The sequence below is a fragment of the Dyella sp. SYSU CM1112 genome (assembly GCF_058216415.1).
This window is the reverse complement of record NZ_JBZEGI010000002.1, coordinates 209,337-223,853: the sequence shown is the minus strand read 5'-3', so window position 1 is coordinate 223,853 and position 14,517 is coordinate 209,337. Positions and strand designations below refer to the sequence as shown.

Genomic DNA, 14,517 nt, shown 5'->3' with positions numbered 1-14,517 from the left:
CCAAAACCTTTTTGGGGATACCTCAATGCGAATGGACAAACTTACCTCGCGTTTCCAGCAAGCGCTTGCCGACGCACAATCGTTGGCGGTGGGGCGCGACCACAACATACTTGAGCCGGTGCATGTCATGGCTGCCTTGCTTGATCAGCAAGGTGGTTCGACCGCGCCCCTGCTCACCCAGGCCCATGTCAACGTGCCCGCGTTTCGTCAGCGCGTGAACGAATTGGTGGAGCGGCTGCCCAAAGTAAGCGGTCAGGAAGGCAACATCCACGCCAGCAATGAACTGACCCGTTTGCTCAACCTCACCGACAAACTGGCGCAGCAGCGTGGCGATCAGTTCATTGCCAGCGAATTGTTCGTGCTGGCGGCGCTGGAAGACAAAGGTGAACTCGGTGCTGCGTTGAAGGCAGCGAGTGCGACCAAGGCGAATCTCGAAGCCGCCATCGAAAAACTGCGCGGTGGTGAGAAGGTGCAGAGCGAGAACGCGGAGGATCAGCGCCAGGCGCTGGAGAAATACTGCATTGATCTCACTGCGCGTGCCGAGAGCGGCAAGCTCGATCCGGTGATTGGTCGCGACGAAGAAATTCGCCGCGTGGTGCAGGTATTGCAGCGGCGTACCAAGAACAACCCGGTGCTGATCGGCGAACCCGGTGTGGGCAAGACGGCCATCGTCGAAGGCTTGGCACAGCGAATCATCAAGAACGAGGTGCCCGAAGGCCTGCGCGACAAGCGCGTGCTGGCGCTCGACATGGGAGCATTGATCGCCGGTGCGAAGTTCCGCGGCGAGTTCGAGGAGCGCCTCAAGGCCGTGCTTAACGACTTGGCCAAAAACGAAGGCCAGATCATTCTGTTTATCGACGAACTGCATACCATGGTCGGTGCCGGCAAGGCGGAAGGCGCCATGGATGCCGGCAATATGCTCAAGCCGGCGCTGGCGCGCGGAGAGCTGCACTGCATCGGCGCCACCACGCTGGACGAATACCGCAAATACATCGAAAAGGATGCCGCGCTGGAACGCCGGTTCCAGAAAGTATTCGTCGGCGAGCCGAGCGTCGAAGACACCATCGCGATCTTGCGTGGCTTGAAAGAGCGTTACGCCGTGCATCATGGCGTGGAGATCACCGATCCCGCCATCGTCGCCGCGGCGACCTTGTCCAATCGTTACATCACGGATCGTCAGCTGCCGGACAAGGCCATCGACCTGATGGATGAAGCGGCTTCGCGCATCCGCATGGAGATCGATTCCAAGCCGGAGGAACTCGACCGCCTGGAACGTCGCCTGATTCAATTGAAGATCCAGCGCGAAATGTTGAAGAAGGAAACCGACGAGGCATCCAAGAAGCGCCTTGCGGATCTGGACGCGGACATCGCCAAGCTTGAACGCGAGTTCTCCGATCTCAATGAAGTGTGGAAATCGGAAAAGGCGGCGCTGCAAGGTGCCACCAAGGTGAAGGAGCAGATCGAGCAGGCACGGGTAGAGCTTGAAGCGGCGCAGCGTCGGCAGGACTACGCCAAGATGAGTGAGATCCAGTACGGACGCCTGCCGGAACTGGAAAAGCAGCTGGCCGCCGCGCAGGCTGCCGAACAGCAGGACTTCAAGCTCGTGCAGGACCGTGTCACAGAGGAAGAAATCGCTGAAGTGGTCTCGCGCTGGACGGGTATACCGGTCAGCAAGATGCTCGAAGGCGAGCGCGAAAAGCTGCTGCATATGGAACAGGCGCTGCACAAGCGCGTAGTCGGTCAGGATGAAGCGGTGCGAGCCGTGTCGGATGCGATCCGTCGCGCTCGTGCGGGCTTGTCCGATCCGAATCGTCCCTATGGTTCGTTCCTGTTCCTTGGCCCCACCGGGGTAGGCAAGACCGAGCTGTGCAAGGCGCTGGCCGAATTCCTGTTCGACACGCAGGACGCGATGGTACGCATCGATATGAGCGAGTTCATGGAAAAGCATTCCGTGGCGCGCTTGATCGGTGCGCCTCCGGGTTATGTCGGCTACGAGGAAGGTGGCTATCTCACGGAAGCCGTGCGTCGCCGTCCGTACAGCGTGATTCTGCTGGACGAAGTGGAGAAAGCACATCCGGATGTATTCAACGTGTTGCTGCAGGTGCTCGATGATGGCCGCCTTACAGATGGCCAGGGTCGCACCGTGGACTTCCGCAATACCGTGATCGTGATGACGTCCAATCTCGGCTCGCAACTCATCCAGGAAAACGCCGGTGATAGCGAGGCTGATTATCTGCAGATGAAAGCGGCGGTACTCGGTGTAGTGCAGGCTCATTTCCGGCCGGAGTTCATCAATCGCCTCGATGAGCTGGTGGTATTCCGTCCGCTGGAGAAGAAGCAGATTCGTGCCATTGCACGCATCCAGCTGGCGTACCTGGAAAAACGTCTTGCTGAGCGTGAGCTCAAGCTGGAGGTTGATGACAAGGCCCTGGATCTGCTCGGCAATGTCGGCTTCGATCCGGTATACGGTGCGCGTCCACTCAAGCGTGCGATCCAGCAGCAGTTGGAGAATCCGCTAGCGAAGGAAATCCTGGAAGGGCGTTTCACCTCGGGTGACACGATTGCGGTAAGTGCTGAAGGTGGGCATCTCGCTTTCCACAAGCATGCGTGACAGGCATCACCCTCCCCTGCGGTTAGCGGGGGAGGGGTGAAGCAAGCCCGCCGTGAGTGCGACCTGGCCGCAAATTTCTGCCGCAAAAAAATCCCGGCTCAAGGCCGGGATTTCCATGCATGCATCGCACAAGTGTTTGGCAGTGGGCTTGTTGAATCACCAGTGATAGATCACTTTGGTGTAATAGTAACGCCCATTGAAGCCCGCGGGTGAAAATTCTGAGTAAGGAATGGTGCCGTTGTTGTTGTTCGCGGCAATCACCTTGTCCGGATAACTGTTGGTGACATTGTCCATGCCCAGTGTGAATGTCCAGCTGTCCAGGTTGTAGCTGCCAGCCAGATCGAACACCCATTGCGGGCTGAAGGTCTGGTTAAGCAGGTACGTGCTGTTGCTATATGCCGTAAAGCTGCCGTAACGGGTGAGGTTGCCATTGAATGCCCAGTGACCCAACGTGTAGTTCTCGTTGAGGATCAACTTGCTTCGTGGCGTGGAGTTGGCCAGCAGGCCTTTGATGTCGCGATAGGTCACACGCTGCAATTGCAGGCCCAGCGCTTCCAATTGTGGCGGATTCGGCGCTACGCCCATGACTTGCGTGCGGTTGTAGTTATAGCTCAGCGTGCTGTCCAGCACGCCATCGTTGCCGAAATCCGAATGGTAGCTGGCGACGATGTCGCCGCCCTGAGTGCGTGTATCTACCGCGTTGGTGAAATACTGCGCCGAGCTATAGGACACATTGGTGATGCCATGCGCGGCAAGGTAATCCACCACCGCCGGATTGTTGAGTCCGCTCAGCGTGCTGGAGAGCACGATGCGGTTGTAGATCTGGATCTGGTAGATATCCAAGGTCAGCGTCAGCGGGTCGATCGGATTGAACACCGCGCCGACGGTGTAGTTGTGCGAGCGCTCCGGACGCAGTGACTGAGCTCCCAGCAATTGCGCTACCGGATTGTTCACTGGCAACAGGCCGGTCTGATAGATGCCAGGCGCTACCCCAGGTCCTGCGTTGCTGGGTGTCAGGTAAAGCGAGCCGATCTGGGAATAGTCTTCCTGCGCCAACGACGGGGCGCGGAATCCGGTCGAGACGCTGCCACGCAACGCGAAGCGATCGGTAAAGTCGTAGCGTGCAGCCAAGGCACCCGACACCGTGTTGCCGAAGTCGTTGTAATCCTCATGCCGTACGGCGAACGAGGTGCCGAGTTTGTCGGTGAGGTTGGTTTCCAGACTTACATACTGCGCTACGTCGCTGCGACTCCATGAGCCCACGTTCACGGGACTGTAGCCACTGAAACCCTGCGCGCCCCCGCTCACGCCCGATGTGCCCACGTAGTACGAACTCGGATCGCCAGCACTGATCTGATACGTGTCGCGTTGATACTCGCCGCCGAAGGCCAGCGTTACCGCATTGGGCAACCAGCTCAGGTTGAAGTCTTTTGCGATATCGACATCGGCGACCTGCTGCGCGGATGAGACCACGCCATCGAAGAAGCTGTTGGGCGTATAGCCAAAATCGTGCAGGAAGGCGTAGTTGGCGGTGTGGATCGTATCCAGCGATACACGATTGCCGCCGTAGTTGGCGCTTACATCCCAGCGCCACCCGCCACTGGTTGTGCCGCGTACGCCGGCTACCAGCGCCTGATCGGTGCTGCGAGCCTGTAGTAGCGGTTGATAGCCGCCGGGATAGAGCGACGTAAGCAGGGACGCTACTGATGACGGGTAGCCATAGGGATTGCGATACAGCTCGTCGGAAATCGCGTTGCGATCGTGGTAGCTGCCAAAGGCATAAAACTGGATGTTGTTGGTGAGGTCGTATTGCGTGTTCAGGAACAGATTGTGCTCGCTCACCGAGGGATCGCCGAACACTTGTTTCTCACCGAATTGGGGATAGCGGATGTCGACGCCGCCATGATTGGTCGGATCTTGATGCCCGTCATCCACGCTGATGCGCAGCCAGCCTTTGTCACCGCTCAATGGAATGCCGAAGTTGGCCGAACCCTGCCATTGTCGTCCGCCGCCGCGTTGGTATTGGCCGCCATCCAGCTCCACCGAGCCGCCTTGCGCACCATGCTTCAGAATGATGTTGATCACACCGGCGATCGCGTCGGAACCGTATTGCGCAGACGCACCGTCACGCAGCACTTCAATGTGATCGATGGCAGAAAGCGGAATGGTGTTGAGATCCACCGGAGCTGAACCGCGGCCGATGGTGCCGTCCACGTTCACCATGGCGCTGTTGTGCCAGCGCTTGCCGTCGACCAGCACCAGGACTTCATCCGGAGCCAAGCCGCGCAACTGTACGGGACGTTGCGAATCGGTAGTGTCGGTGGCGGAAGGGCGCGGAAAATTCAGCGAAGGAATCAGGCGCGCGAGAGCAGTGGAAAGTTCGGTGGTGCCGGTGCTTTGCAGGGCTGAAGCCGGTACGACGTCGATCGGCGATAACGAGGTGCTGTCGGTTCGATTCTGCGCGCGTGTGCCGGTCACGATCACGGCCTGCAGGTTTTTCGCTTTGTCGCTGGAGGCTGCTTGCGAGGTGTCCTGGGCAGCAGCGGTGGTGGCGAGTGCCAACAACACTGAAGCCGTGAGAAGTTTGATGGAATCGTTCTTGGGCCTGCCTTGATAAGGCGAGCGGTCGTCTTTCTTCATTGCGAGTTTTCCCCTAGCTTGTTGTTTTGCTGCGGGGCAGCAATTTCAGATTAATGACAATGAGGCGGACCATCAACCGACGATTAGGCGTCCGAAAGTCCAAATGGAAATATCGCTACCCGGCATGGACTTACTCCCTATGTCAGCCATTGACGCGGGCCGCCTCACGCCAGCATCGTTATCGGTCGGTGCAGCTGGCGTGTAACGACGCTCGGGCTAGGCGTCCTGGAGCAGGACATTTATGATGCTCCGGCCTAAGGTGACTGCTGGCCCTAAAGCCAGTGGTTGAAACGGGAATCCGGTGAGATCGCTCAGTGTCAGGGCGATGACTCCGGAGCTGCCCCCGCAACGGTAGGCGAGCAACAGGTCCACAGAGCGCCACTGTGCCGAGCACGGGAAGGCGTGGGCCAGAAGGCGCAGGCCTTCGCTCGCAAGCCCGGAGACCGGCCTTATGCGAGAGCTTGCCTCGGCAGGCTTTAAACCAGACAGGCGGAGGGCCGTGTCCGGGTGCCACGCCTCGGCGTGTTGCCGCATCATCTTCCTTCCGTGTGTCGAGCGCCCTTGCCGGGCACACGATAAGGAGTGCATCCATGAATGTGTCTTTCCCGTTTGCCGACCGTGCCGCGGTGCGGCCATGAGCGAACGTTCGCCGCGCGATGACATGACACCCGAAGAGCGTCACCGCGAACGCATGCAGCGCAAAAAAGAGTTGGTCGATCGCAAGATCGCGCGCGCCACGATCGATCGGGGCGTGCTGGTGGTGAACACCGGCAACGGCAAGGGCAAGAGCTCTTCCGGTTTCGGCATGCTGGCGCGTTCGCTGGGGCACGGCTTCAAGTGCGGCGTGGTGCAGTTCATCAAAGGCACCTTTTCCACGGGTGAGGAGGCTTTTTTTCGCCATTTCGCCGGCGACCAGCTCGACTATCACGTCATGGGCGAGGGCTTTACCTGGGAGACTCAGGACAAGGCGCGCGACATCGCAGCGGCGCAAGCCGCATGGTCCATCGCCGCAGGCATGCTCGCCGATCCCGCTTATGACTTCGTATTGCTGGACGAGCTCAATATCGCCTTGGTGAAGCAATACGTATCGCTGGAGCAAGTGCTGACGGCCGTGACGGCACGTCCCCCACGCCAACATGTCGTCATCACCGGCCGCGGCGCACCGGATGGATTGATCGCTGTCGCCGACACGGTCACCGAGATGCGTGTGGTCAAGCATGCTTTCGAGGCCGGCATCAAGGCACAAAAAGGCGTGGAGCTATGAGCCATGTCCGGCACTGCCCGGCCTTGCTGGTTTCCGCGCCGGCATCGGGGCAGGGCAAGACTTCAGTGACCGCTGCACTTGCCCGCTGGCACACCCGGCAGGGGCGGCGCGTGCGTGTGTTCAAGACCGGGCCCGATTTCCTCGATCCCACGGTGCTGGCCTGCGCCGCAGGTACGCCGGTTTATCAGCTCGATCTGTGGATGTGCGGCGAAGCGGATGTACGCAAGCGTCTCTTTGATGCCGCGGGCGATGCTGATCTGATCCTGGTGGAAGGTGTAATGGGGTTGTTCGATGGCGCGCCGTCCAGCGCCGATCTTGCACAGCAATTGGGCGTGCCGGTGATGGCGGTTATCGATGGTTCGGCGATGGCGCAAACCTTTGGCGCGCTTGCCTGTGGCCTGGCAACCTACCGTGAAGGGCTGTCGATGTATGGCGTGGCTGCCAATCGCATCGGTAGTGCTTATCACGCGCAGCTGCTGAAAGAGAGCCTTCCTGCCTCCTTGCACTGGCTCGGCGCATTGCCGCGCGAAGAGCGGCTTGCGCTGCCGGAACGGCATCTGGGTTTGATCGCGGCAGCGGAGCTATCCGATATCGATGCGCGACTCGATGCCTTGGCCGATGCGTGGGCGCAACATGCCGCAACGGCACTGCCGCCGCCTGTTGCATTCGAAACCTCGGCCAGCGAAAGCATTCCGCCCCTATTGAAAGGACAGCGTATTGCCGTGGCGCGCGATGACGCATTTTGCTTTATCTATCCGGCCAATCTGGATCTATTGCGCGCGGCGGGTGCGGAATTGTGTTTCTTCTCGCCTTTGGCCGGTGATGCCTTACCCGACTGCGAGGCCGTATGGTTGCCGGGTGGTTATCCAGAGCTGCATCTGGATGCCTTGTCGCGACGGACCGACTTGCATGCAGCCTTGCGCACGCATCGCGATACCGGCAAACCCATGCTTGCCGAATGTGGCGGATTGCTCTTCGCGCTCGATGGGCTGACGGATCAAAGCGGGCACGAGGCGACGATGGCGGCTTTATTGCCCGGTCGTGCGGTCTTGCAACCGCGGCTCGCAGCGTTGGGTCTTCAGGGCGTTGATCTGCCTGAAGGCAGCTTGCGCGGGCATACTTTTCACTACGCGCAGGCATCGATCGATGCGGAGCCGATCGCACATGCGTTCAATCCCAATGGGGGCCCTGGCCGCGAGGCGGTCTATCGCGATCGTCGCTTTACCGCCAGCTTCGTGCACTTCTACTTTCCTTCGCATCCCTCGGCGGCCTTGGGCTTGTTTCGCGCATGAGCACCATGACGGCCATGCTTGCCGCCGTTTTGCTTGATGCATGGCTAGGCGAGCCGCGCCGTGGGCATCCTCTGGTGGCATTTGGCCGTCTAGCCGTCTGGATCGAGCATTGCATACATGCGGATCGACGTGTGCGAGGTATATTGGCGTGGGCGTTGGCCGTGCTGCCCTTGGTTCTGATGCTGCGGACCATCCAGCAAGCTGTGCCGGCATGGGCGGCATGGTGCATCGCGGTCATAACGTTGTATCTGGCGCTAGGCTTGCGCAGTCTTGGAGAGCATGCGCGGCCCGTGGCCGAGGCGCTTGCCAGGGATGATCTCGATGCGGCTCGCCATGCCGTCGGGCGCATGGTCAGCCGTGACACTGTGGCTTTGAACGCACAGCAGGTTGCCGCCGCCGCGACGGAGTCCGTGCTGGAAAATGGCAACGATGCCGTATTCGGCACCTTGTTCTGGTTTGCCGTGCTCGGAGCGCCCGGTGCACTGCTCTATCGACTGGTCAACACGCTTGACGCAATGTGGGGTTACCGAACGCCGCGCTATGAGCGGTTTGGCTGGGCGGCGGCGCGCATCGACGATGTGCTCAACTTCCTGCCCGCGCGGCTTACCGCGTTTACCTATGCGCTGGCTGGGCATTTCGATGGTGCGTGGCGATGTTGGCGCACGCAGGCTGCGCAATGGGACAGTCCCAATGCGGGCCCGGTCATGGCTGCAGGCGCGGGCGCTCTCGGTGTGCAGCTGGGCGGTGCGGCGCCGTATCACGGTGTGTGGGAGGCGCGGCCGCCACTCGGCGAAGGTCAGGCACCCGATGCCGGTTCCATTCACAAAGCATGTCGTCTGGTCCGTCATGGTGTGGTGATCTGGATGCTGGCAGCGCTGCTGCTTGGTATAGCAACAAGCGGAGGCATCCATGCTTGAGCATGGCGGACGTTTGCGGCGTGCTGCGCACAAGTACGGCATCCCATGGGAGCAATGGCTTGATCTGTCCACGGGTATCAGCCCGTTCGGTTGGCCGGTGCCGGCCATCCCGCCTGCAGCGTGGCAGTGGCTTCCGGAGGAAGAGGACGGTCTGATGGATGCGGCGTATGCGTACTACGCAGCACCGCATATATTGCCGGTGGCGGGTTCGCAGGCGGCCATTCAAGCGTTGCCGTCGCTGCGTGCGCCGTCACGTGTCGGCATCATCGCACCCGGATATGCCGAACACCGGCAAGCATGGGAACGAGCGGGACACCAGGTGAGCGGCATGGCTGCCGATGCATTGTTCGCCGAGCTTGCATCCTGGGATGTGCTGGTCTTGATCCATCCCAATAACCCTGGCGGAGATCGCTTCGAACCGGAGCAGTTGTTGCAGATCCACGAAGCGCTTGCAGCGCGGGGTGGCTGGCTGGTGGTGGATGAGGCGTTCATGGACGTAACGCCAGACCGTAGCTTATGCCCACACACATATCGCGAAGGTCTGATCGTGCTGCGCTCGGCAGGCAAGTTCTTTGGTTTGGCGGGTGCGCGCGCCGGGTTCGTATGTGCCGCCCCCGCTTTGCTCAATGCGTTGCAGGAGAAGCTCGGACCGTGGACATTGAGCGGGCCTACGCGCTACGTATTGCAGCATGCGCTGGTTGATACATCCTGGCAGATGCACGCGCGCGAGCGCCTTCTGCGTACGAGCGAACGCTTGTCTGAATTGCTGAGTCGGTACGGACTTGCCCCTGCAGGAGGTTGCGGCTTGTTCCAGTGGTGTTTGCATGTGGACGCATCATGGCTGCATGGTGAGCTTGCGTCGCGCGGCATTCTTGTGCGCTTGTTCGATACGCCATCGAGTTTGCGCTTCGGTTTGCCGCGCGATGAGATTGCGTTCGAGCGCCTGGATAGAGCACTCGGCGAGATACGGCGATGACCGCGCATGTACTGATGGTCCAAGGCTGCACGTCGGACGCCGGCAAAAGCACACTGGTGACGGCATTGTGCCGATGGGCCTATCGACGCGGCAGCAGGGTCGCGCCGTTCAAACCCCAGAACATGGCGTTGAATTCGGCTGTGACGGTGGATGGCGGCGAAATCGGTCGCGCACAAGCGGTACAGGCTCAGGCTTGCAAGCTCGAACCGTTAGTCGATTTCAATCCCGTCTTGTTGAAGCCAAATACGGACGTAGGTGCCCAGGTCATCGTGCACGGCCATGCTGTCGCTACCATGGACGCACGCGACTACCACGCCTACAAACGAGTTGCTTTTGAAGCTGTGATGACATCCCACCGTCGGCTGGTCGACGCTTACGATGCGGTGATCGTCGAGGGTGCGGGCAGCCCTGCCGAGATCAACTTGCGTGATCGTGACATTGCCAATATGGGCTATGCCGAAGCTGTCGATTGCCCGGTGATTCTTGTTGCAGACATCGATCGTGGCGGTGTGTTCGCACATTTGGTCGGCACGTTGGCCCTGCTTTCAGAGAGCGAGCGCCAACGCATCGTGGGTTTCGTCATCAATCGGTTTCGCGGCGATCTCGCGCTGCTGCAGCCGGGCCTCGACTGGCTGCAGCAGCGAACCGGCAAGCCAGTGCTTGGCGTGTTGCCCTATTTGCACGGTTTGCACATCGAGGCTGAAGACGCGTTGCCTCACGAACGCATGGACAAGCCTCAGGCGCTGTTGCGTGTCGTCGTGCCTGCCTTGCCACGTATCAGTAATCACACCGACTTCGACGTGCTCAGGGCCCATTCTGATGTCGACCTGCACGTGGTTGGCCCAGGCGAATCACTGCCTTCGTGCGACCTGATCATTTTGCCGGGCAGCAAATCCACCCGCGCGGATCTTGCATGGTTGCGAGAGCAAGGGTGGGACCGTGCAATGGCGCGGCATCTTCGTTACGGCGGCAAGGTGCTTGGTGTATGCGGTGGCCTGCAAATGCTGGGGCGTTTCATACACGATCCTCGCGGAATAGAGGGGGCAGCAGGTTCCAGCGAAGGATTGGGTTGGCTTGATCTGGAGACCACATTGGAGCCGCACAAACAATTGCATCGCGCAACAGGTCGCCTCACTTTTGCCGACGCCAGCGTACAAGGCTACGAGATCCATTGCGGTGTTTCACGCGGCACGGCGTTGGGCCATCCTTTTGCGCGGCTGGATGATGGTCGCGTGGATGGTGCGCTGTCGACAGATGGTCAGGTGATGGGCAGTTACCTGCATGGTTTGTTCGATGATCCGCAAGCCCTGTCGGCGTTGCTGCGGTGGGCGGGCTTGCGAGATGTATCGCCAATCGAAATGAACGTGTTGCGGGAATCCAGCATCGAGCGCTTGGCCGATGCGGTAGAGGCTCACCTTGATACGAGCCTGCTCGAGCAGTGGCTGGGGATGACCGCATGCGTACTTTGATCCTCGGCGGTGCACGCTCTGGCAAAAGCGCGTTGGCCGAACGGCTTGCGCACGACAGCCAGCGCGAGGTGGTGTACGTCGCTACGGCGCAAGCCGGTGATGCCGAGATGGCGGCGCGCATCACGCATCATCGAGCGCGCCGGCCCGTGCAATGGCATTGCGTGGAAGAGCCGCTGCATCTGGCCGAGGTGCTGCGCAGGCATGCGCGCGATGATCGCTGCATGCTGGTTGATTGCCTTACGCTTTGGCTGAGCAATGTGCTTGCTCAGCCTGAAGCAGCATGTTTTGAGCATGAGCGTGATCAATTGCTCGATGCGCTGCCGGGATTGCCCGGCGAGCTGCTGATGGTCAGCAATGAAGTCGGCCTCGGCGTGGTGCCGATGGGTGAATTGACGCGCCGTTTTGTTGACGAGGCCGGTCGACTGCATCAATCCATCGCTGCGGTGAGCGAGCGTGTGCTGTTCGTCGCTGCAGGTATACCGATTGCTTTCAAAGGAACACTTTCATGAGTCTTGCATGGCTTACCGCACTTTGTGCCAAGCCCGATGAAGCGATTGCCGAAGCGGCACGGGCGCATCAGCAACAGTTGACCAAGCCGCCCGGCTCGCTTGGCGCATTGGAAGCGATAGCCGTGCGCCTGGCTTGTTTGCAGCATACGTCGCGCCCCGCCGTCGATCAGGTATGGATCAGTGTATTTGCTGCCGACCACGGCGTGGCGGAGGAGGGTGTTTCCGCTTTCCCGCAGGCTGTCACCGGTGAGATGGTGCGCAACTTTGCCACGGGTGGCGCGGCGATCAGCGTGCTGGCGCGCAATCTGGGCGCAAAACTGGAGGTGGTGAACCTCGGCACGGTGAACGATCCCGGCGATATTTCAGGTGTGCGTCGCGCGATCATTGCACCATCGACGGCCAATTTCTGCCACGCGCCCGCGATGACGGAGGCGCAGCTGGAAGCCGCACTGGCTATCGGTGCCGAGAGTGTGCATGCGGCAAAGGCTTCGGGCGCGCAGCTTTTCATCGGTGGCGAGATGGGCATTGCTAACACCACGTCCGCCGCGGCCTTGGCGAGCGCTCTGCTCGACGAGCCGCCGTCGGTGCTTGCCGGTGCCGGTACTGGCCTGAATGCGGCCGGTATTCAACATAAAGTAACCGTGCTTGAGCGTGCCCTGGCGCATCACGTGTCTGCAAAGGGCGCGCTGGAGCAATTGCGCTGCCTGGGCGGTTTTGAAATCGCCGCGTTGGCCGGTGCTTATATTGCAGCAGCCCAGATCGGCATGCCTGTGCTGGTCGATGGCTTCATCACGACGGCGGCGGCGCTGGTGGCCGTGGCTATCCAGCCTGATGTGCGACCGTGGCTATTGTTCGCGCACCGCTCCAAAGAACATGGCCATGCGCGTTTGCTAAGGGCACTGGAAGCGGATGCGCTGGTCGATCTGGGCTTGCGCCTGGGTGAGGCGAGCGGGGCGGCCACGGTCGTGCCGGTACTGCGTCTTGCTTGCGCCTTGCACAATGGCATGGCGACATTCGCACAAGCCGGCGTATCCAACGCATGACCATCGATCTGCTCCGACACGGTGATACCGGGCAGCGCAGTTACCGTGGCCAACTTGACGATGCGTTGAGCGAGTTGGGCTGGGCGCAGCTGCGCGCTGCCGTGGAAGGTCGCATGTGGGATCGTATTGTTTCTTCCTCGTTGCAGCGCTGTGCAATGTTTGCGCGTGAACTCGCCTGGATGCGCCAAGTGCCATTGCAGATCGATGCGCGGCTTGCCGAGTATCACTTCGGTGCTTGGCAGGGTATGCCGATCGAACGGATCGCCGAAGAGCAGGGCGATGCCCTGGCGCGCTTCTGGTCCGATCCGGTGACTTATCCACCGCCTGGGGCCGAAACGTTCCAGGCGTTTCAAGACCGCCTATGTGCAGCGCTGGACGATGTCGCCACCGATGCGGCGCGTCAACGTGTGCTGGTGATTACCCATGGGGGCGCCATCCGCCTGTTGCGGTGTCTGGTGGAGCGTCGTAGCTACGGGGATATGGCCGGCATCGACGTGCCGCACGCTTCGCTGCATCCGCTGGCATGGCCCGCGAGGGTGACGGTTTGATGCGTGGCTTGCTGGCAGCGCTCGGTTTTCTGACCCGGCTGCCGATGCCCGATAGCGCTTATGGCGATGAACGTGCCAGGGCAGCGTCGTTGGCGTGGTATCCGCTGGTTGGCCTCTTGATCGGCCTGCTGCTGATTTTGCTGGCGGGGTTGTGCTGCCATAGCGCTTCATTGCTTTCGGCCGGACTGCTGGTGACAGCTTGGGTCGCGCTGACCGGAGCATTGCATCTGGATGGCCTGGCAGATTCCGCCGACGCCTGGGTTGGAGGCCTGGGTGATCGTGAGAAGACGCTGGCGATCATGAAGGATCCTCGGTGTGGACCGGCTGGCGTGGTGGTGCTGGTGCTATCGCTGCTGCTGAAGTTCGCGGCGCTGGCAAGCCTGGGATCGACACTCTGGATAGCCTTGTTGCTGGCCCCTGGGTTGGCACGTGCGAGCCTGACCGCTTTGTTCCTCACTACCCCTTATGTACGAAGTGGTGGACTCGGTATCGCGTTGACAGCGGCGCCGCGCCGAGGCTGTATCGTGGCGTTGGCATGCAGTGCCGCAGCTTGTTTGCTGTTCGGATGGCGTGGCCTGCTGGCATTGTTCCTGGCCCTGGTCGTGCTCGGCTTGTGGCGGCAAGCATGCCTCCATCGCCTAGGTGGTTTCACCGGAGATACGGCAGGCGCTCTGGCCGAAATGGTGGAGGTGGTGGTGCTGATAGGCTTGGCGGTGCATTGAAAGCGGGCTTTGAGGTCCGCAAACTGTTGAAATCATCGACTTTGTCCCGATAATCACCCGCGGCCATCGGCCCCGATGGACGTTGCGGAGCCTTTCTTTATGCCTATCTACGAATTCCAATGTAATGCCTGCGGTCATCGCTTCGACCGCTTGCAGAAACTGTCCGATCCCGATCCTTCCGTTTGCCCCGAATGTGGCGCGCCTCAGGTGCAGCGTCAGTTGAGCGCACCTCAGTTCCGGTTGGCAGGCGGTGGCTGGTACGAAACCGACTTCAAGAAAGACGGTGACAAAAAGCGCAACCTGGCAGGCGATGCCAATGCTGCCAAACCGGCCGAAAGCAGCTCTTCTCCGGCGACTGCGACGACCGAAAGCAAGCCGGCCACGGCGGCCAGCGGAAGTTGACTTTCTTGGGATTGAGAGGGGCGTGGGCGGTAGGCCATCGCGGAATGAGATGACTTACCTGTAGCGTGGCGTGTTGTCCAAGCCCCGTCGGCTTTCGATCGCATCGGGAGATAGGCTGCGCAGG

Annotated in this window: 12 protein-coding genes and 1 riboswitch; of the genes, 11 read left to right on the top strand and 1 reads right to left on the bottom strand. The window is 60.6% G+C overall.

The genetic code is table 11. From position 1 onward, the window contains the following. Window positions 1–25: 25 nt before the first annotated feature. Complete coding sequence (clpB, locus tag AC4HNJ_RS04145) at window positions 26–2,611, top strand: ATP-dependent chaperone ClpB (RefSeq protein WP_490478259.1); 2,586 nt, start codon at window positions 26–28, stop codon at window positions 2,609–2,611. Window positions 2,612–2,767: 156 nt separating this feature from the next. Here the strand turns inward: clpB and AC4HNJ_RS04140 are convergent, their stop codons facing one another. Continuing rightward, entirely contained in the window at window positions 2,768–5,251 is a 2,484-nt protein-coding gene (locus tag AC4HNJ_RS04140; RefSeq protein WP_490478258.1) for a TonB-dependent receptor plug domain-containing protein, read from the bottom strand. A gap of 240 nt (window positions 5,252–5,491) precedes the next feature. Next, window positions 5,492–5,717, top strand: a riboswitch (cobalamin riboswitch). Window positions 5,718–5,912: 195 nt separating this feature from the next. On the opposite strand from AC4HNJ_RS04140, the gene cobO reads away from it, so the two are divergent. The 10 genes from cobO to AC4HNJ_RS04090 all read left to right on the top strand — a co-directional run bounded on the left by cobO (window position 5,913) and on the right by AC4HNJ_RS04090 (window position 14,393). Next, window positions 5,913–6,515: a cob(I)yrinic acid a,c-diamide adenosyltransferase gene (gene cobO / locus AC4HNJ_RS04135; protein ID WP_490478571.1), complete on the top strand. Its 603-nt coding sequence runs from the start codon at window positions 5,913–5,915 to the stop codon at window positions 6,513–6,515. Further along, window positions 6,512–7,807 (top strand): cobyrinic acid a,c-diamide synthase CobB, encoded by a 1,296-nt coding sequence (locus AC4HNJ_RS04130; RefSeq protein ID WP_490478257.1) that lies wholly within the window; start codon window positions 6,512–6,514, stop codon window positions 7,805–7,807. Before cobO ends, AC4HNJ_RS04130 begins: the two co-directional genes overlap by 4 nt. Beyond that, window positions 7,804–8,724 (top strand): adenosylcobinamide-phosphate synthase CbiB, encoded by a 921-nt coding sequence (cbiB, locus tag AC4HNJ_RS04125; protein WP_490478256.1) that lies wholly within the window; start codon window positions 7,804–7,806, stop codon window positions 8,722–8,724. Before AC4HNJ_RS04130 ends, cbiB begins: the two co-directional genes overlap by 4 nt. Then, on the top strand, window positions 8,717–9,700 hold the full coding sequence (cobD, locus tag AC4HNJ_RS04120; protein ID WP_490478255.1) for a threonine-phosphate decarboxylase CobD: 984 nt from the start codon (window positions 8,717–8,719) through the stop codon (window positions 9,698–9,700). The genes cbiB and cobD overlap by 8 nt, the downstream gene beginning before the upstream one ends. Continuing rightward, window positions 9,697–11,169 carry a cobyric acid synthase gene (locus tag AC4HNJ_RS04115; RefSeq protein ID WP_490478254.1) on the top strand — a complete coding sequence of 491 codons (1,473 nt, stop codon included), beginning with the start codon at window positions 9,697–9,699 and terminating at the stop codon, window positions 11,167–11,169. Before cobD ends, AC4HNJ_RS04115 begins: the two co-directional genes overlap by 4 nt. Next, window positions 11,157–11,678, top strand: a complete 522-nt coding sequence (gene cobU, locus AC4HNJ_RS04110) for a bifunctional adenosylcobinamide kinase/adenosylcobinamide-phosphate guanylyltransferase (RefSeq protein WP_490478253.1) — start codon at window positions 11,157–11,159, stop codon at window positions 11,676–11,678. Before AC4HNJ_RS04115 ends, cobU begins: the two co-directional genes overlap by 13 nt. Next, window positions 11,675–12,721 carry a nicotinate-nucleotide--dimethylbenzimidazole phosphoribosyltransferase gene (gene cobT / locus AC4HNJ_RS04105; protein ID WP_490478252.1) on the top strand — a complete coding sequence of 349 codons (1,047 nt, stop codon included), beginning with the start codon at window positions 11,675–11,677 and terminating at the stop codon, window positions 12,719–12,721. The genes cobU and cobT overlap by 4 nt, the downstream gene beginning before the upstream one ends. Beyond that, complete coding sequence (locus AC4HNJ_RS04100) at window positions 12,718–13,269, top strand: histidine phosphatase family protein (RefSeq protein WP_490478251.1); 552 nt, start codon at window positions 12,718–12,720, stop codon at window positions 13,267–13,269. Before cobT ends, AC4HNJ_RS04100 begins: the two co-directional genes overlap by 4 nt. Further along, window positions 13,266–13,991, top strand: a complete 726-nt coding sequence (locus AC4HNJ_RS04095; RefSeq protein WP_490478570.1) for an adenosylcobinamide-GDP ribazoletransferase — start codon at window positions 13,266–13,268, stop codon at window positions 13,989–13,991. The genes AC4HNJ_RS04100 and AC4HNJ_RS04095 overlap by 4 nt, the downstream gene beginning before the upstream one ends. A gap of 99 nt (window positions 13,992–14,090) precedes the next feature. Beyond that, the gene (locus AC4HNJ_RS04090) at window positions 14,091–14,393 is read left to right on the top strand and encodes an FmdB family zinc ribbon protein (protein ID WP_490478250.1); all 303 of its coding nucleotides are present in this window, start codon (window positions 14,091–14,093) and stop codon (window positions 14,391–14,393) included. Window positions 14,394–14,517 lie beyond the last annotated feature (124 nt).

Bases quoted from the DNA above. Each gene is read 5' to 3' on its own strand.
- cobD (WP_490478255.1), top strand. From the start codon at position 8,717: ATGCTTGAGCATGGCGGACGTTTGCGGCGTGCTGCGCACAAGTACGGC.
- cobT (WP_490478252.1), top strand. From the start codon at position 11,675: ATGAGTCTTGCATGGCTTACCGCACTTTGTGCCAAGCCCGATGAAGCG.
- AC4HNJ_RS04115 (WP_490478254.1), top strand. From the start codon at position 9,697: ATGACCGCGCATGTACTGATGGTCCAAGGCTGCACGTCGGACGCCGGC.
- AC4HNJ_RS04100 (WP_490478251.1), top strand. From the start codon at position 12,718: ATGACCATCGATCTGCTCCGACACGGTGATACCGGGCAGCGCAGTTAC.
- AC4HNJ_RS04130 (WP_490478257.1), top strand. From the start codon at position 6,512: ATGAGCCATGTCCGGCACTGCCCGGCCTTGCTGGTTTCCGCGCCGGCA.
- cobO (WP_490478571.1), top strand. From the start codon at position 5,913: ATGACACCCGAAGAGCGTCACCGCGAACGCATGCAGCGCAAAAAAGAG.
- clpB (WP_490478259.1), top strand. From the start codon at position 26: ATGCGAATGGACAAACTTACCTCGCGTTTCCAGCAAGCGCTTGCCGAC.
- AC4HNJ_RS04090 (WP_490478250.1), top strand. From the start codon at position 14,091: ATGCCTATCTACGAATTCCAATGTAATGCCTGCGGTCATCGCTTCGAC.
- cobU (WP_490478253.1), top strand. From the start codon at position 11,157: ATGCGTACTTTGATCCTCGGCGGTGCACGCTCTGGCAAAAGCGCGTTG.
- cbiB (WP_490478256.1), top strand. From the start codon at position 7,804: ATGAGCACCATGACGGCCATGCTTGCCGCCGTTTTGCTTGATGCATGG.
- AC4HNJ_RS04140 (WP_490478258.1), bottom strand. From the start codon at position 5,251: ATGAAGAAAGACGACCGCTCGCCTTATCAAGGCAGGCCCAAGAACGAT.